The organism is Winogradskyella costae, from assembly GCF_013403865.1.
GTDB lineage: Bacteria > Bacteroidota > Bacteroidia > Flavobacteriales > Flavobacteriaceae > Winogradskyella > Winogradskyella costae.
Genome location: NZ_JABFDK010000002.1, coordinates 45859 through 65289, shown reverse-complemented (window position 1 = coordinate 65289; position 19431 = coordinate 45859). Strand labels below are relative to the sequence as shown.

Genomic DNA, 19431 nt, shown 5'->3' with positions numbered 1-19431 from the left:
TCAATTTTAAAATTTTCAAAAAAAAAAAAAAAACTTCGTGATTTCTCACAAAGCCTTTTCCAATCAAACAATTTAAACAAATATTATTTTTAGTATGTTTTATTAATAATTCTTTTTCAACTTTTTTCTTATGCCGATACTATGAACCAAAAGACCTAAAGCACAAATCACAAATAAAATTAAAATCACATTTAAGGATGATGAACTCAGTGTTTTTTCTTCAACGCGAATAAATTTATGTCCTGTTGATTCAAGTTTCAGAATATGGTTATTGTCTTTGGTTAATACAAAATTATCTTTATCATAGCCTTCTTTCAAAATCACGACTGCACTTTTATTATTATAAATATCTTGAAAGGTTTTATTTTCAACTACAACAGAAGAAATTTCTTTCGGTACACCTTCAAGTTGAAATATGACTTTAGTCTCATGACCTAATTTAACCAAACCTTGACTTAAGGTAACTTCATGATTTCCGTTAAATTCTATGTCTAAATTAGTCTTAACATGGGCAATTACCATCTCACGAAATTCCTCTGGCGAACTGTAAGGTGTCTCGGCATAATGCAATTTAATTTCCTGTTGAAAGGCCGTTAACGACGCACTAATCTGAAGTACCCATATATTGTTACTATTTTCTACTAGCATAGTGGTAGAAATTTCTGGCTGATGCGCTTTTACCGATTGTGAAAAAAATAGCAATCCTAAAACACAAAATGACAAGATTCTTTTCATAAGATACCTGTTTTAAATCGCGTATGCTCCTTTCAGACCATTTATAAAATTGTTGTTTCCTGCCGCATCTACGTGGTAATGATAACCACGTGTATCATCTGTATGACCACGATAGGTATCTAGGTCAGTTGGTGAATTACCTTCACTATCTTCTAATTCATAAATCCCATGACCATCTAAAGCATAACCAATTAATGACGCATGTCCATCGGTTTGCTCTATTTTAGTACTAAAACCTGTTGCAGCGTGGTAATGGTAGCCTTGATTAACATTAATATGTCCGCCTGCATCATCAAAAGGTGCCAAAGTATAAGCCCCAAGAATATTATCCACAGGTGCTGGTGCTGAAAACTCAATACCATTTAAGGCGATACCTCGTGTTGAAGGTGCTGTATTTGCTGGTCCACCTGGTCCTGTTGCAAAAAACACGCCTGTATTTTGAAGTACTGGCGAAATTGGTATCAGCCAAGTTTGCGTTAAATCGGTGATGTAAGATGGCAGACATTCTACACAAAAATTCTCGTAGGCTTCGCTAACATTAGGGTTTGCTGCGTTAATACAATCATCCTCTGTTTCTGTAATATAAATGTCTCCATTGCCATCGTACATTAACCAATTATCATCGTTATAAAACGTGGCAAGATTTTCTACAAAAGCGCCATCGACATCGTAGACTAAACCATCTTCTAACCATATACCACCAGCAGAAGCATCATCAGAAATATTATCTGGACACCAAGGCCCTAGCGTATGGTCTGTTGGTATGCTACTTGTTACAATTTGGTAGCAGTCTGTAGATGTACCATCAGATAAAGTACAAGGTACAGTTGTAATAGTAACCGATCCATCACTAGTTGTAAAAAAGGATGCATCTACATTGGTCACTAAAACTTCATCATCACCTCCATCGTCTGAACTATCTGTACTATCATCAGAACTACATGATGTAAATACTAATAAAACAAAGCTAAAAATTGAAATTGACTTTATTAAAAATTGATTCGTTCTCATAATTATTTACATGTTTTAGTTAAACTCTATTATTTTAGATGCCACAGTTTTAAAAAACTTGCGCTCCAACTAAAAATATCACATTTATTATTTAGTTTTCTAACTCCTTACTGAGTTGATAAGCTATGGTTTGTGTTTTATCCCTTAAGCTTATAGCGTTGGTTAATTGAATTTCAGTTTGTAATAACCTATCGACTAAACTATTCTGATATTCTCTACTTTTAAGCAGTTGTGTGTAATTTGATTCCGTTGAAAATGAATCGAGACAATTAATTTTAAATTCACGTTTCGTAAGCATGTCAATTAAAGACACATATTTCTCTATAGCTGGTTGCAATCGATTAACTATAATATTTTCAATTTTAGTTTCTTGGCTTTCAAAACTGTCTAATTCATTCGGATAAGCAGCTATTAAATCTTTTAGCATATCACTTTCTATAAACTCAAATTTGTTTGTCGTATTCACAGAGTTTATAGCTCCATAATGCAATTTTGTAGGTTTATAATTAACATAAACGACACTTCTTTTTTCCTTTTCTGTTAATGTTGAAGGGAGCTCGTCCATTATAATATCAATTGTGTTTTCTATAATTTTAGTGTTTTCAGTATAACTTACAATGGAAGCATCCAGAAGCACTAGGTTTGAATTTAACTCCTCATTAAGTGACTGATATATTTTTAATTCTACGATTCTATTTTTTCTTAATTCATTTAAATCATTAATTTTCCATGCTATTAAAACACCGATAACAATTAATAGAATTTCGCCTAATGCGTAAATTACGTAGTTTCGAATTTTGCCTGATATCAATAATTTTCTTCTGATTTTTCTAAATAGTCTCATAATTCCTACTGCTAATTATACATGTACATCGCTTTTTTATTTATAAAAAGACTTCGTAATTTCTCACGAAGCCTTTAAAAAATCAACCAATCAATTCAACTTTAATTATCTCTCTTTTTACGCTCTGGCTTTGGAGCATTTTTAAATTCTTCCTCACTTATAAAACCATCTTCATCCGTGTCTATTTCTGAAAAACTATCTTTCAAAGGTCCTTTTACTTCATCTTTTGCAAGTTTTCCATCATCGTTGGCATCCATCTCCTCTAAAAGTTTAGCATACGTTGGTGGTCCTTTTCTGTCTTGTTTGTCTTGCCCATAAGAATGGTTCACCATAAATAATGAAACTATTGCAACTAGGACTACTGTTTTTAATGTGTGATTTTTCATCTTTTAAATTTTTAATGTTATATAAGTTTAGATGTGCTTTTACTATTAAACTTGTGATGGTCTTTGTTAAATAAAACACAAAAAAAACCTTCATTTTAGTTGAAGGTCTTTATATCATTTTACTAGTATTAGTTTTGTCTCGGAGGTGGTCTATGACCCTCTTCCATATTAGGCGGAGGTGGTCTATTAGCATTATCTCCTTGTCGCAAAGCATCAAATAATATATTTTTAAATTTCTTCTTTTGCTTCTCATTAGAGATATCTTGAATCATCTTAAAATGATAAAACATTTCCTTTTCCTTCGCTGTTTCTTTTTCGCAAACTAAAGACGTAATGGAGTCTATTGTTCTTGTACTGACAGTATCATCAGATAACGTACTAAAAAGATAATCTTTTAATTCTTTTACTTCATCTGATAATTTAATCATAGTTTGATGATGTCCTTTACTTTTCTGATTAAATTCCTTTAATTGTGCTGCATTAAAGTTAAGTTCTTTTACGATAAAATCCTTATCACCATGCTGTTGTTTAGGCCTATCCTTAGCACTTAAACCCATGTAATTATACAGGAAGAATCCATTAACCACGATTAAAAAAACAAGTAAAACGTATAATATTGTATTTTTTTTCATAATTATTTTAATAAAGTAGATTCTGTACTCGTAGATAAACCATAAGACTCGGCAAAATCACTTAAGCCCTCTTCGTAAGTTGTGTCTTTTAAATTATTAAATGCTACAATATTTAAAACCACAACACATACCAAAGTTGCCAATTGTAATTTAGGTGTAAACCATGTCCTAGTAGCATCTTGGATGTCCTCTGATGCATGACGTATTTGATGCATAACATTTTCCTTCAAAAAAGGAGACACTTTAACCTCTTGGATAGACTCAATAGCATCGAAGGTGTCTTTTACTTTTTTATTCATTTCAACATTAGTTTTCATAATTATATCTTTAGATGCATAAGTTTAAAAAAACTTGCGTTAATGTTCATTTTTATAATAATTCTCTAAAAGATTTTTCAAATTCTTTTTAGCTCTAAACATAATAGACTCTATTGAAGACAAACTACGTTTTGTAATCTCAGCTACTTCTTGGTAACTTTTACCATCTATTTTATGTAGCGTAAACACAACAGACTGACTCTCAGGCAAACTGTTAATAGCTTTAAATAAGGTGGCATTAAGTTCCTTATTTTCTAATAAAATTCCCGGATGATTCATTTCTGTAAAATAATTGGTTTTATCCATCGGAATGGCATTTCCGGTTATAGACTGTAAAAAAGCAAAGCGCTTTTTAGTATTCTTCTTTCTTATAAACTCTAAACATTTATTGGTGGTAATTCTGTAAATCCATGTCGATAATTTAGAATCACCTTTAAACTTATTAATCGAATTAAAAACTTCTATAAATACATCTTGGGCTATATCTTCAGCATCTTCTTTGTTAGGCACAAAAGAAATACAAGTGCTAAACACTTTTTGCTGAAAATCATCTAAAAGCTGACTGTAAGCTTTAGTGCTTTTCAATTTTAGTTCTTGTATAAATTCAGTTTCTTCCAAAAAGTATATTCTATTATATAGCTGCTAATTTAGTTTAGATGTCACTAAAAAAAAAACTTGTAGAAATTATTTACTATTATAAGCTAACACTTTGTAATATTATATTATACTCTTAATCTTTTCTCTTACCTTTGCACGTTCATTTTTGCAGAAATATTAAAACTGCATTCTGAAATTCTAATACTTATTTATGAGATTACATAGAAACTTATGCTTCGCAGTTATTGACGGATTACACCTTATCTTTAATGAGGGCGAATATGCTGATAAAGTAATACAACAATTACTAAAACGCGATAAACGTTGGGGAAGCAGAGATAGAGGATTTGTTGCCGAAACTGTTTATAGTATCGTACGCTACCAAAGACTTTACGCCGAAATTGCGGATGTTAAAGCACCATATGACAGAGATAATCTTTGGAGAATTTTTGCTGTTTGGGCAACATTAAAAGGTATAAAACTACCCGATTGGAAATACTTTTCAGACACCCCATCTCGAAAAATTAAAGGTCGTTTTGACGAATTGTCTAAAATTAGAAAGTATAAAGAATCGATTCCAGATTGGATTGACGAATTAGGTGTAAAAGAATTAGGGGAAGCTGAATGGTCTAAAGAAATAGCCATGCAAAACGAACAAGCGGAAGTTATTCTTAGAGTGAACACCCTTAAAACAACTAAAGCCGATTTACAACTAAAGTTGCAGTCTGAAGATATTGAGACGGAATTTTTACCAAATCATCCTTCTGCTTTAAAGTTAAAAGAACGTGCTAACGTTTTTGTAACTCAAGCATTTAAAGATGGTTGGTTCGAAGTACAGGACGCCTCTTCTCAATTAGTTGCTGACTACTTAGATGTTAAACCAGGAATGAAGGTTGTGGATGTTTGTGCTGGTGCTGGTGGTAAAACCTTGCACTTAGCATCTTTAATGGAAAACAAAGGACAGCTTATAGCTATGGATATTTACGAAAGTAAATTGAGAAAACTAAAAGTGAGAGCACGTCGAAATGGTGTTCATAACATCGAAATGAAAGTCATCGATTCTACGAAGCCTATTAAAAAATTGCATGGTAAAGCCGATCGATTATTAATTGACGCACCTTGTTCTGGACTCGGGGTTTTAAGACGAAATCCGGATGCCAAGTGGAAATTACAACCTGAATTTATTGAGAATATCAAGAAAACTCAGCAAGAGGTTTTAGAACAGTATTCTAAAATGGTGAAATCTGGTGGAAAAATGGTCTATGCGACTTGCTCTGTCTTGCCTTCTGAAAACCAAAAGCAGGTTGAAAAATTCTTGAATTCGGAAACAGGTAAAGAGTTTACACTTGTTAAGGACAAGAAAATATTAGCCTATAAATCTGGTTTTGACGGTTTTTATATGGCCCTTTTAGAAAAGAAATAACAAAACAACTTATTTACCATACGATATATGAAACACATTTACATTCTGTTTTTATTTGTATCAAGTATTGGATTTGCCCAAATCCCTTCAAATTATTACGATAGTGCCAATGGTTTATCTGGTTTTGAATTGAAAACACAGTTAAAAAGTATTACCTCTAATGGACATACCGCTAGAACATACGATCAACTATATGACGGTTCTGGCGTGTCTGGCTCTAATGGCTATGTAGACACACACTCTGACACGGATGTTGTTGGTGGAACAAACTATGAAAATGACGGAACGGTTTTAGATTTCTATTCTGAAAATCCAACGGGTGATGACCCATACAATTTTACGCATAATGTGGATGAAGGTGGTAATCAAAATTCAGAAGGAGATTGTTATAACAGGGAGCATATTATTCCACAATCCTCTTTCAATAGTAATTACCCAATGCAAAGTGACATTCACCACGTTATCCCAACGGATTGTCGTGTAAACAACTACAGAGGCTCTTATCCTTTTGGTAATGTTGGATCTGTTAATTTAACATCCGACAACGGTTCTAAACGCGGAACAAGTGGAATGGCTGGTTACTCAGGTATCGTTTTCGAACCTATTGATGAATTTAAAGGCGATATCGCGAGATCATTATTATATTTTGCAACACGTTACGAAGATAATATTGACGGTTACACAAGTTTTAACATGTTCAACGGTAGTAATAACCAAGTCTTTTTTCCTTGGGCCATTGAGGTTTTGTTGGATTGGCACAATAATATAGACCCAGTAGATCAAAGAGAACGCGAAAGAAATAATGCTGCTTTTAATTTTCAAGGTAATGCAAACCCGTTTGTAGATCACCCAGAATATGCAAATTTGATTTGGAACCCTTCTCCAGATACTGAAGCTCCATCAACCCCTATTAATTTAGTTGCCTCTAATCCTACTGATAATTCTATTGATTTAAGTTGGGCAGCTTCGACAGATAATATCGGAGTGACAGCTTACGATATTTACATGGATGGAAATTTTGCTTTTAGTTCAAACAACACCTCCGCTACTAAACTGAATTTATTACCGGGCCTTCCCTTTTGTTTTACAGTAGTAGCAAAAGATGCTGCAGGAAATGAATCTGGTTTCAGCAATGAATCTTGTGAAACCACAACAAATAACGGTGATACAGATCTCACCTGTACAACTGAGACGTTTGAAAACATAGGTGCAGCTTCTGGTTCTTATACAGAAGTTACCTGGACAGGTGATAATAATCTTACATGGAAGGCAACTGATGCTAGAACGGATCAAACATTAGATAATAAAGCCATTACTATTAGAGATGGCCAATTAGAAGCTACAAATATTAGCGATATATTTGACACAATTGAAAATTTAACAGTAACTACAAAAAGAACTTTTGGCGGGGCTTCTGGAACTTTCGATTTGGTTGTAAACGGAACTATTGTGGGAACAATACCTTACGGCGATGACCCAATAACAACCACTATTAATGTTAATGTAAGTCCTGTAACATCATTAGTCATTAACAATAATAGTTCAACATCAAACAGAGTAATGTTCGATAATTTATCTTGGTCTTGTGGTTTACTTTCTGTTGCAGACTATAATTTAGACAATTTAAAACTGCACCCAAACCCTGTTAAAAATATGTTGACTGTAGATTTAAAGTCTGACGTTAGCACAAGCATAGAAATTTTTGATATTTTAGGAAAACGTGTTTTAAAGCATGCCACATCTAAAACAACGGAATTAAATCTTCAGAATTTAAAAACAGGAATCTATATCATAAAAATTACACAAGGTAATTCAACAGTAACGAAAAAGCTTATGAAGCAATAAATTCAAATATTCTCAATCATATAAAAGCAGTTATTCACTAAGCATTGTCAAAGTGTAACTGCTTTTTTTATTTAAAACCATCATCACCAACATTTAAAAGATATACATTCTAAAAAGGTGCTAAAAAAAACTAATCTCTATTTTTCTTTACCTTTGCTTCAGACAAAACCTAAAAATCTTTTTTCTAAAGATTCTATTTGCCTCTATTAAAAAATCAAAAATTAATGAAACACATTTACACATTATTACTAGCATTTGTAACCTCATTTTCATTTGCACAATTAGCTCCTCCAAATGAATTAGAATCGTATTATAGTACTGTGGATTTTACTGCAACCGGTATAGCATTAAAAGCTGATTTAATTAATATCACCACAGATAAACATATTAATTTTCTGAGCTATAGTGATGTTTGGGAGGCGTCAAGCGTTACTGATTTAGATCCAAATAATTCTAACAACGTTATCTTAGTGTATGGATATAACGATACGGACGGTAATTTAACGACAGACAGAACTAGAGGAAAGTTTCAAAACGGAGGAAACGTAGGCGACTGGAACAGAGAACATATCTACCCAAAATCCTTAGGAAACCCGGACTTGGGAACTTCCGGACCAGGTTCTGATGCGCAAATGTTAAGACCTAGCGATGTTCAAAGAAATGGTCAACGTGGAAATCTAAAGTTTGCCGATAAAAGTACTAATCAATTCAACAATGGTGAATCTGGCGCATCTAATGGCGGCTGGTATCCTGGAGATGAATGGAAAGGTGATTGTGCCAGAATCATAATGTACATGTACCTACGCTATGGTGAGCGTTGTTTGCCAACAAGTGTCGGTTTTGGTAGTAACGTTTCTACTCCTGATGATATGATAGATTTATTTTTAGAATGGAATGCTGAAGACCCTGTTATTGAAGGTGGATTAGAAGATGTTAGAAATGCGTATCACGGAAATTCAAGTAACACGTTTGCCCAAGGCAATAGAAACCCATTTATTGACAATCCTTATTTAGCGACTGTAATTTGGGGAGGACCTGAAGCTCAAAACAGATGGGAAAGCTTATCGGTTGCAGACGTACAACAAGATCATATTAAAATGTTTCCTAATCCTGCCAATGGTAATGAAGTCACCATCTTATCAAATCAAGATATTATTGTTGAAGTTTTTAACATTTTAGGAAAAAAGGTAACGGTTCAAAACATCACGTCTAACCAAACTAAATTAAATATCTCTGAATTAACTACAGGAGTTTATATCGTAAAATTGAATTCTGATAACGGAAGTCAGACGAAAAGATTGATTAAACAATAATTATAATTACACCTATTACACTAAACGACTCCATGAGTCGTTTTTTTTATGTTTAAAACATCGTGAACAACTCCCAATTTTCAATACTAGATTATGAGTTAAATAACGTATAAAAAAGGTAAATTTGCATTTTACTAAACACAACTCAAACACACGACATAAATGATTCATTTCTTCGGAAACCAAAACAGTAAGGTATTTGCTGTTCAAGCCACAAAAGAATTATCAACAGAAACCATTTCTAAATTGACATGGTTATTTGGCGACCAACCAAAACTAGAACAAGCATCTCTCGATGCTTTTTTTGTTGGACCTAGAGCTGCAATGATTACTCCTTGGAGTACAAATGCTGTTGAAATTACCCAAAACATGGGCATTTCTGATATCATTAGAATTGAAGAGTTTACTTCAGCTACTAAAGATTTCAACGACTACGACCCTATGATTTCTGAGAAATATCAAGATTTGAATCAGGATATTTTCAAAATTGATATTCAACCTAAAGCCATTCTAAATATTGAAAATATTTCAGAATATAACCAACAGGAAGGTTTATCGCTTAGCGACGAAGAAGTTGACTATTTAGAAAGCGTTTCTAAAAAAATAGGACGTCCCTTAACGGATTCTGAAGTTTTTGGATTTTCACAAGTAAATTCAGAACACTGTCGTCATAAAATATTCAACGGCACATTTGTAATTGATGGAGAAGAAAAAGAAACCTCTTTATTCAAACTTATTAAAGAAACATCGAAACAAAATCCTGGTACTATTGTTTCTGCCTATAAAGACAATGTAGCCTTTATAAAAGGACCTGTTGTAGAACAATTTGCACCGAAACGCGCAGACATTCCAGATTACTATACGACTAAAGATTACGAATCTGTAATTTCATTAAAAGCAGAAACGCATAATTTCCCAACTACAGTTGAACCCTTTAATGGTGCTGCAACAGGTTCTGGTGGAGAAATAAGAGATAGACTTGCTGGTGGAAAAGGGTCTTTACCTTTAGCCGGAACAGCGGTTTACATGACATCCTATTCGAGATTAAACGATGAGCGTCCTTGGGAAAAAGCATTTCCTGAGCGTAAATGGTTGTACCAAACTCCAATGGACATTTTGATTAAAGCGAGTAATGGAGCTTCTGATTTTGGAAATAAATTCGGGCAACCTTTAATTTGTGGATCTGTTTTAACGTTTGAGCATCAAGATACAAATGGTAAAATTGGTTACGATAAAGTAATTATGCAAGCTGGAGGTATTGGTTACGGAAAAGCAGACCAAGCTATAAAAGATATTCCGCAAGAAGGAGATAAAATTGTGATTCTTGGTGGTGATAACTACAGAATTGGCATGGGAGGAGCTGCAGTGTCTTCAGCTGACACTGGTGCTTTGGCTTCAGGAATTGAATTAAATGCGGTTCAACGTTCTAACCCAGAAATGCAAAAACGTGCAGCAAACGCAGTTAGAGGAATGGTTGAAAGTGATGAAAACTATATTGTTTCTATCCACGATCATGGAGCTGGTGGACATTTAAATTGTTTGTCTGAACTCGTTGAAGATACCGGTGGAAAAATAGATTTAGATAAGTTACCCGTTGGTGACCCAACATTATCTGCCAAAGAAATTATTGGTAACGAATCTCAAGAACGAATGGGGTTAGTTATTGCAGAAAAGCATTTAGAAACTTTACATAAAATTGCCGATAGAGAACGTTCTCCAATTTATGATGTTGGTGAAGTGACAGGAAAACACCGATTTACATTTGAGTCTAAAACTACGGGCGAAAAACCAATGGATTTAGCCTTGGAAGATATGTTTGGAAGCTCTCCAAAAACCATAATGAACGACATTACTGTTGAAAAAAATTATGGAGGTATTTCTTATGACACTGATAAATTTTACGATTATTTAGACCAAGTATTACAATTAGAAGCTGTGGCTTCTAAAGATTGGTTAACAAATAAAGTAGACCGTTGTGTTGGTGGTAAAGTAGCCAAACAACAATGTGTTGGTCCTTTGCAAATCCCTTTAAATAATGTTGGTGTTATGGCACTCGATTTTAAAGGTAAAGAAGGGATAGCAACATCGATTGGGCACTCTCCTATTTCGGGATTAATTAATCCAGAAGCTGGAAGTCGTAATTCTATTGCAGAAGCGTTAACTAATATTATTTGGGCACCTCTTAAAGATGGACTAGAAAGTGTATCATTATCTGCAAACTGGATGTGGCCATGTAAAAATGAAGGTGAAGATGCTCGTTTGTATGAAGCTGTAAAAGCAATTTCAGAATTTTCAATTGATTTAGGCATTAATGTACCAACAGGAAAGGATTCATTATCCATGAAACAGAAATATCCTGATGGCGATGTTATTTCTCCAGGGACCGTAATTATTTCTGCGGCCGGAAATTGTAATGATATTACGAAAGTAGTGGAGCCGGTTTTTCAGAAAGGAAAAGGATCTATTTATTATATCAATATATCTCAAGATACTTTTGAATTAGGGGGAAGTTCATTCGCGCAAATCAATAATAAAATAGGAAACACCACTCCTAATATTAAAAGTGCCGCATACGTTAAAACGGTATTTAATACCATTCAAAATTTAATAAAAGACAATCAAATTGTTGCAGGTCATGATGTGGCTTCTGGTGGATTGATTACAACCTTATTAGAATTGTGTTTTGCAGACACTAATTTAGGAGCTGAATTAGATATTACTAGCTTAAACGAAAAAGATGCATTTAAAGTTCTTTTTGCTGAAAATGCTGGTATTGTAATTCAATCTGAAAATGATGCGACTATTGAAACGACTTTATCTCATGCAGATATTGAATTTCATAAACTAGGAAAAGTGACTGAAAGTGATGTTTTAGGTATCATTAACGGTAAACAAGTCTTTACAATGACAGTATCTAGATTACGAGATACATGGTTCAACACCTCGTATTTACTCGATCAAAAACAAACGGCCAACGGTTTAGCGAAGGAACGATTTGATAATTATAAAAATCAAGCATTAAACTTTACGTTCCCAAGTCATTTTACAGGAAAACTAAAAGATGCTCTTAGCACAAACAGCTCACGTCCAAAAGCTGCCATTCTTAGAGAAAAAGGTTCTAATTCTGAACGGGAAATGGCAAATGCGATGTATTTAGCTGGTTTTGATGTGAAGGATGTTCATATGACCGATTTAATTTCGGGTAGAGAAACACTTGAAGATATTCAATTTTTAGGTGCCGTTGGTGGTTTTAGTAATTCTGATGTTTTAGGCTCTGCTAAAGGTTGGGCCGGAGCCATTAAATACAACGAAAAAGCGAATAAAGTCATAAATGATTTCTTTAAAAGAGAAGACACGCTGTCTGTTGGTATTTGTAATGGAGCACAACTTTGGATGGAACTAGATTTGGTTAATCCAGAGCACGAAACACATGGCAAGCTAACCTATAACGATTCTAAAAAACACGAAAGTGGCTTTACATCTGTTGAGATTCAGAAAAACATTTCAGTAATGCTTTCTTCTTTAGAAGGAGCTACTCTTGGGGTTTGGATTTCGCATGGAGAAGGAAAATTTAATTTACCTTATTCTGAAGACCAATACAATATTGTAGCCAAATATGGTTATGCAGCGTATCCTGCAAACCCAAATGGTTCGGATTTTAACACGGCGATGCTTTGTGATAAAACAGGAAGACACCTAGCTACAATGCCACATATTGAACGCTCAATTTTCCAATGGAACTGGGCCAATTACCCACAAGATAGAAAAGATGAAGTTTCACCTTGGTTAGAAGCTTTTGTAAATGCTAAAAAGTGGATTGAAGGCTCTGAAGACTAAATTTTCACTAATTTAGTTTTTCGAAAAATGCTTCAATGAAAAATGTCCTAATAGTCTTTTTACTCTTATTTTATTCCATTACTCATGCGCAAGACACAACGCATCAACATAAAGTTGATGCGTTAAAAGCGCTAATAAAATCCGAAAAGAATAGCGGTAAAAAATTAAAATTATTAGACAGTATAACCGACTTTCTTATTGATTATCCTAAATTAGGTTACGACTCTATTTCTAGAGTCACTATAGATTACGCGATACAATTAGATTCGTTTAATATTGCTTCTCGGAATACTCAAAACCTAATTAACTTTCACAATAATATTTTAGGGCAACCTGCAGAAGGCATTGTACTATTCAACACCTATTTTAACACCTTAAAAAATCATATTTCAGATAGAAACATGGCTGGTATTTATATAGATGCTGGTGATAGTTTTTATGCTACAAAGGAAATAGACACCGCCATGTCTTATTACAACAAGGCTAAAATATATGCTGAAAAAGCAGGTAACCACCGCTTAAAAGCTTTTGCTATTTTAAACCAAGGTTACGCCTACATCGACGAAGCAGAATATGCAAAAGCATCTCAATACTTACAAGAAGCGTCGGGAATTTTCACATCAGTAAAAGACACCTTTAACATTATTGCTTCAAAGAATGCGTTATCTATTATATATAGTACAAATGGATTTTTTAAAGAGGCAAAACACGAACGTGATGACGCCATTGCTTTAGCTAAAATCACTAAAAATTATAGTTTTCTCGTGTCTCTTTATTCTAATTACGCTGCAGACAATAATAAACAAGGCCTACAAACAGAGCGCTTAAAACATTTACACAAGGCTGCTACTATAAATAAAAAATCGAACTACTTTGAGTATTTTAATCCTATACTATTACATTCATTAGTCATCGCTTATGCTGAAAACGACAGTATTACTAAAGCCAAATCCTATTTTGAGACACTAATAAAAGACAAAAAAAATATAGAAGGTATTTATGAAAGTAAATATTATAAAGCTTGTGGGTATTTAGCTTTTGCAGAAAAAGATTACAATGAAGCACTAAATTGGGGTTTGAAATATCTTAACATTGTGAAAACTTCTAATCAAATAGAGAATATAGAAGATGGCGAAGCTTTTTTAGCGAAGATTTACGAAAAACGTAATGAATATAGTAAGGCTTATTCTCATTTAAAGTCTGCAAAAAAAATTGAAGACTCCTTAAAATCTGTCCAAAAAAATAATGCTTTAAGTTATTATCAAACCCTTTATGAAACCAATAAACGCGATCAAAAAATAAAGGATCAAAACAGTGAAATAAAACTATTAGATGAACAGAATCATAGAAAAGCTCAATTACTTTGGGGAAGTGTTATACTTTTAATAGCGCTTTTTACAATCATCTACCTCTGGCGTTCACGAAAGTATTCACAAAAAAATGTTCAACTTCAAAAAGCTTTTGCTCAAGATTTAATACATAGTGTAGAGACTGAACGCAAACGTATTTCTAGCGAACTTCATGATAGTGTCGGTCAAAGCCTTTTGCTTATTAAGAATAAAATTTTCTTAGAGAGCGAAACTAAAGCGGATACCGATTTGGTAGATCATGCCATTGATGAAGTTAGAACCATATCGCAACAATTACATCCTTTTCAATTTGAAAAGTTGGGTTTAATAAATTCGATAAAGAATACGATAGAAAACTTTCAGAAGAATTCTAATATATTCTATTCAGAAAACATAGAAATTGAAGCTTTAAATATCTCTAAGGACAAAGAAATATTTATTTATAGAATGCTCCAAGAATGCCTAAATAATGTTGAAAAACATTCAGGAGCAAAAGCCTGTGTTGTCAGTATTGAAAATTTAAAAGATGCCGTTCTTTTTCAAGTAAAAGATAATGGTATTGGCTTTGATGTCACTGAAAACACTGATTTACTGAATAGCTTAGGCATGAAAACCATAAAAGAACGCGCACAACTTATTGGTGCACAACTGAGTCTCAATTCGGTTAAAGGTAAAGGCACAACCATTCAAATCAAAGTAAAAAAAGATTAAACTATGTCAACCACTATAATTCTTGCTGATGATCATCCTTTATTATTAAATGGGACTAAAGAATTTTTAGAAAAAAAATGGTTCAAGGTTATTGATACCGCAACTGATGGTAATACCGCTTATAATAAAATTTTAGAATTTCAACCAGATATTGCCATTTTAGACTTTGATATGCCCAAGCTTAATGGCTTAGAAGTCGCTCAAGAAATAAAACGACATAACCTAACGACTAAAGTTGTCATTTTAACGTTACATAAACAAAACTCTATTTTGCAACAAATCGGTGAAACGATTGATGGTTATCTCACTAAAGATAGTGCCTTAGAAGAATTAGAATCATGTTTAGAGAGTTTAAAAAACAACAAAACCTATATTGGTGAAAAACTAAAAAACAATATTCATTTTAGTACAAATGTCAACCCTAACTTTGACAAATTAAGCTCTACAGAACTTAAAATATTGAAATACCTAGATAAGAACCTTAATAGTACTCAAATCGCTGAAGAATTATTTATTTCTAAACGCACAGTAGAAAAACACAGAAGTAATATTATTAAAAAGTTAGAAATAGATACCACTAACCAAAATGCTCTTTTTGTTTGGTTAAAAAACCATCCAAACATTTTTAATACGTAATCCTACGTATACTGTTGTCATGTAAGATTTTATAGATTTAATTTTCAATAAACGACAGCAGGCCATCGATAAAAAACACCTATATCACACTCCTAGTACCCATTGGTTTCTATATGTTTATTCTATAGAATTGAGCGTTAACGGAATTTATACAATACAACCAGAGGGCCACAGCTACATCATTTATAAGTTAGAAAATAAAAACACTATAAATTATTATCAACCGCAAGTCCAACCTTTACTTCTGAATGTTAAAGAGAATGCAGTTTATTATATTGTAAAATGTAAACCAACATTTGTAGGCTATCTAAGCCTAAGAAAAGTTGAAATTATAGCACTGACTCCGTTACATTTTCTAAACTGTATCTATTCTGATCAATTTAAAAATATCCCTCCAACGTTATTAGATAACATGTTAATACATATGTGGCACGACGCCGATACAATAGGGTTATATGATTTAAAACAACGCTATCAATGTAGCTCAATAAAAATTCATTCGTTATTCAAAGAAATACTTGGGTTATCCTTTGACGACTATCAAAAGATAGTATTTAAACTACGTAGACCTACGCATTGATTTAGTCTTAAGATCCTTCTAATTTAGTCCTATCACATTCAGCTTATAAAAGCTTTATTAAGATTTAAATTACATACCATATAAACTCGCTATTAATCATGGGAGATCAGGTTGAGCCAATAATGTGCTTAGCCTGATTTTACTTAAAAAAAGAGTTTTAATTATCCATGTAATTGCGACAACAGCTACCGCCAATCAAAAATTCATTCTTCCATCCATATTATAACCTACATCGGTTAAATAAAGATTCCAATCGCAAAAAGCGATATCAAATAAATCAATGGTAACATCAATAGTCTTTAGATGTTCAATATATCCACCCGCTGAGAGCACATATTTAGCATAAGCGACTAATAATGGCTAGAGGATTACAGAAAAAGAGAGCTTTTATGTCTAAAAATGTTTTCATCATAAACTATTTGTTAAATGTTTTACTCATCAAATATTTAAGAATAATTATGGTGTTAATAAAAAAACTAAACTAATATTACGAAATTCGACATAGCATCATTAAATTTATATAATTATGATAATCAATTTTCATATTATCAATTTATTTATATCAACATTACTAATTTTATATTTTATAACTTTAATTTTTATATTTTCGTAATATCTCTATACTAAATAAGCGCCAATTAATATGACAGAAGTAACACGTCTTTTTGATTTTCCATATTTTCAATTACAACACAAACCAAATCCTAAGGCATTGGTTACCAAATACGATGGTAAATGGAAGCCGACATCTACACAAGAATATGTAGATAATTCTAATGCAATGAGCAGAGCTCTATTACGTTTGGGTGTGCAAAAAGATGATAAAATTGCAGTTATTTCTACGGCAAATAGGACCGAATGGAACATCATGGATATTGGAATTCTCCAATTAGGTGCACAAAACATCCCCATATATCCAACGATTAGCGCAGAGGATTATGAGTATGTATTAAATCACAGTGAATCAATTTACTGTTTTGTATCTGATGTGGAAGTCTTAGAAAAAGTAAGAAAAGTTCAAGCTAACACGAAAATAAAAGAGGTTTATTCTTTTGATCATATTGAAGGTTGTAAACACTATTCAGAATTACTAGAACTTGGTATGGATGAAAGCAATCAACCTGAAGTAGAATTAAGAAAAGATGCCGTAAAATCATCTGATTTAGCTACTATAATTTATACCTCTGGGACTACGGGTAAGCCAAAAGGTGTTATGTTATCGCATTGGAATATAACGAGTAATGCCTTAGACAGTTCTCCAAGAGTACCACACGTAGAAGGTGAAAACCGCATATTAAGCTTCCTACCCATTTGTCACGTGTTTGAACGGGTTTTAATTTATGTTTATCAATATGCTGGAATGTCCATTTACTATGCGGAAGGCATTGATAAAATTGGTGATAACGCTAAAGAGATAAAACCGAATTTAATGAGTGTTGTACCACGTCTACTTGAAAAAGTTTTCGATAAAATAATGCATAAAGGGGAAGAATTAACTGGGATAAAAAAAGGATTGTTCTTTTGGGCTGTAAGGTTAGCTGAGCGTTGGAAGCCTTATGGAGCTAACGGTGGATGGTATGAGTTTCAGTTAAAAATAGCGAATAAACTTATTTTTAGCAAATGGAGAGAAGCTCTTGGTGGAAACTTAAGCACAATGGTTTCAGGTAGTGCTGCATTACAACCAAGGTTAGCACGGATATTTGGAGCCGCAGGGATGCAAATTATGGAAGGTTATGGATTAACAGAAACCTCGCCAGTAGTTGCTGTTGGAATGTATAATGATAATCATTATAAAGTAGGCACTGTAGGTAAGCCAATTGATAATGTAGAGGTTAAAATTGCTGACGACGGAGAACTCTTAATTAAAGGCCCTAATGTTATGATGGGTTATTATAAAGATCCTGTAAAAACTGCTGAAGTCATGACTGGTGATTTCTTTCATACAGGAGATAAAGGAGAAATTGATGCCGATGGTTTCTTGAAAATTACGGGGAGAAAAAAGGAAATGTTTAAAACCTCTGGAGGAAAATATGTTATTCCACCACTTTTAGAGAACGACATGAAACAATCACTTTTCATCGAACAAATTATGGTTGTTGGTGAAGGTGAAAAAATGCCTGCAGCTTTAATTCAACCTAATTTTGATTTCATACGCGATTGGATTGACTTTAAACAAAATGGTGTTGGAAAAACAGATACAGAAATTGCCAGTTCAGAAATTGTGATTAATAGAATTCAAGAAGAAATAGATAAGTACAATAAACATTTCGGTAAATGGGAACAAATTAAGCGTTTTGAACTTACGCCAGACGTTTGGTCTATAGAAGGTGGACACCTCACTCCTACTATGAAAATGAAGCGTGCTATTATTGTTGGTATTTATCAAGATTTATACGATAAGATCTATAGAGCTTAATTCTTTAAAACTTTTTTACATACAATTAAAAAGGATTAGCAACACTAATTAGTGTAGCGGGTCCTTTTTTAGTCTATCTAAATTTGAATTACACGAACCTTCAATTCATATTGCATTTAATCAAGTTTTCAAAGCACCTAAGTAGGTTAAATAACTATAATTTTAACCATTAAGCAATTGTTTAAAATTATTTTATAATTGAAGTATTCATAATTTATAGCACCTAAAAAAGGGTTTCCTTCATTTTAATAACACAATTTTAACATTATGTAAATAATATTTTTAAATATTTATTATGCACGCATAGTATTTTTCCTTATATTTGGTACTCAAATTAATAGCATGAAAGATAAAACCATTGATTACGTCTTAAGAACGACATGGTTAGCAGTTAATAAAATGTACAACGAGGAAGCCTCTCAATTTGGAACCACCATGGCTACAGGTTTTACATTATTAAGTATTGATCCTGAAAAAGGAACCCCTTCAACCTCATTGGGACCTAAAATGGGAATGGAAGCAACGAGCCTTTCTAGAACCTTAAAAACTATGGAGTCTAAGGGCTTAATAGAACGAAAACCAAATCCTGAAGACGGTCGTGGAGTGCTTATATTTTTAACGGACTTTGGTAGAGAGAAAAGAGCTCTATCCAAAGAAAAAGTTTTAACCTTTAATGAAACCATTAAAAATAATGTCTCTACAGAGGAACTTACAAATTTTTATAAGGTTGCCGAAATCATAAATAACATGATTTCAAATAAACAGATATACAATAAAAAAGAACACATTTTAAAGTAAG

The 19431-nt window shown here is 33.0% G+C and carries 15 protein-coding genes; 8 read left to right on the top strand and 7 right to left on the bottom strand.

Going from position 1 to position 19431, the window contains the following annotated elements; translation table 11 throughout:
• Positions 1–102: 102 nt before the first annotated feature.
• From HM986_RS07465 to HM986_RS07435, 7 genes are all read right to left on the bottom strand, one after another.
• Positions 103–735, bottom strand: a complete 633-nt coding sequence (locus HM986_RS07465; protein ID WP_179334468.1) for a hypothetical protein — start codon at positions 733–735, stop codon at positions 103–105.
• Between the two features lie 12 nt (positions 736–747).
• A complete protein-coding gene (locus tag HM986_RS07460; protein ID WP_179334467.1) occupies positions 748–1746 on the bottom strand; it encodes a YHYH protein in 999 nt (332 codons plus the stop codon).
• 91 nt (positions 1747–1837) lie between these two features.
• Positions 1838–2590 (bottom strand): hypothetical protein, encoded by a 753-nt coding sequence (locus tag HM986_RS07455; protein WP_178983996.1) that lies wholly within the window; start codon positions 2588–2590, stop codon positions 1838–1840.
• Positions 2591–2691: 101 nt separating this feature from the next.
• Positions 2692–2976 (bottom strand): EF-hand domain-containing protein, encoded by a 285-nt coding sequence (locus HM986_RS07450; protein ID WP_178983995.1) that lies wholly within the window; start codon positions 2974–2976, stop codon positions 2692–2694.
• A 128-nt stretch (positions 2977–3104) separates the two neighbouring features.
• Positions 3105–3608, bottom strand: coding sequence for a hypothetical protein (locus tag HM986_RS07445; protein WP_179334466.1), 504 nt, complete (start codon positions 3606–3608; stop codon positions 3105–3107).
• A gap of 2 nt (positions 3609–3610) precedes the next feature.
• A complete protein-coding gene (locus HM986_RS07440) occupies positions 3611–3925 on the bottom strand; it encodes a hypothetical protein (protein ID WP_179334465.1) in 315 nt (104 codons plus the stop codon).
• 39 nt (positions 3926–3964) lie between these two features.
• Positions 3965–4543 (bottom strand): RNA polymerase sigma factor, encoded by a 579-nt coding sequence (locus tag HM986_RS07435; protein WP_179334464.1) that lies wholly within the window; start codon positions 4541–4543, stop codon positions 3965–3967.
• Between the two features lie 190 nt (positions 4544–4733).
• Here HM986_RS07435 and HM986_RS07430 point away from each other — a divergent pair, with 190 nt between their 5' ends.
• The 8 genes from HM986_RS07430 (at position 4734) to HM986_RS07395 (ending at position 19430) form a co-directional block, all read left to right on the top strand.
• Positions 4734–5945, top strand: a complete 1212-nt coding sequence (locus HM986_RS07430) for an RsmB/NOP family class I SAM-dependent RNA methyltransferase (protein WP_179334463.1) — start codon at positions 4734–4736, stop codon at positions 5943–5945.
• Positions 5946–5972: 27 nt separating this feature from the next.
• A complete protein-coding gene (locus tag HM986_RS07425; protein WP_179334462.1) occupies positions 5973–7790 on the top strand; it encodes an endonuclease in 1818 nt (605 codons plus the stop codon).
• A 224-nt stretch (positions 7791–8014) separates the two neighbouring features.
• Complete coding sequence (locus tag HM986_RS07420) at positions 8015–9103, top strand: endonuclease (RefSeq protein ID WP_179334461.1); 1089 nt, start codon at positions 8015–8017, stop codon at positions 9101–9103.
• 162 nt (positions 9104–9265) lie between these two features.
• Positions 9266–12940: a phosphoribosylformylglycinamidine synthase gene (gene purL / locus HM986_RS07415; RefSeq protein WP_179334460.1), complete on the top strand. Its 3675-nt coding sequence runs from the start codon at positions 9266–9268 to the stop codon at positions 12938–12940.
• A gap of 35 nt (positions 12941–12975) precedes the next feature.
• A complete protein-coding gene (locus HM986_RS07410) occupies positions 12976–15000 on the top strand; it encodes a sensor histidine kinase (protein ID WP_179334459.1) in 2025 nt (674 codons plus the stop codon).
• A gap of 3 nt (positions 15001–15003) precedes the next feature.
• Complete coding sequence (locus tag HM986_RS07405) at positions 15004–15636, top strand: response regulator transcription factor (RefSeq protein WP_179334458.1); 633 nt, start codon at positions 15004–15006, stop codon at positions 15634–15636.
• Positions 15637–16859: 1223 nt separating this feature from the next.
• Positions 16860–18632, top strand: a complete 1773-nt coding sequence (locus HM986_RS07400) for an AMP-dependent synthetase/ligase (RefSeq protein ID WP_179334457.1) — start codon at positions 16860–16862, stop codon at positions 18630–18632.
• 342 nt (positions 18633–18974) lie between these two features.
• Entirely contained in the window at positions 18975–19430 is a 456-nt protein-coding gene (locus HM986_RS07395; RefSeq protein ID WP_179334456.1) for a MarR family winged helix-turn-helix transcriptional regulator, read from the top strand.
• Position 19431: the final 1 nt, after the last annotated feature.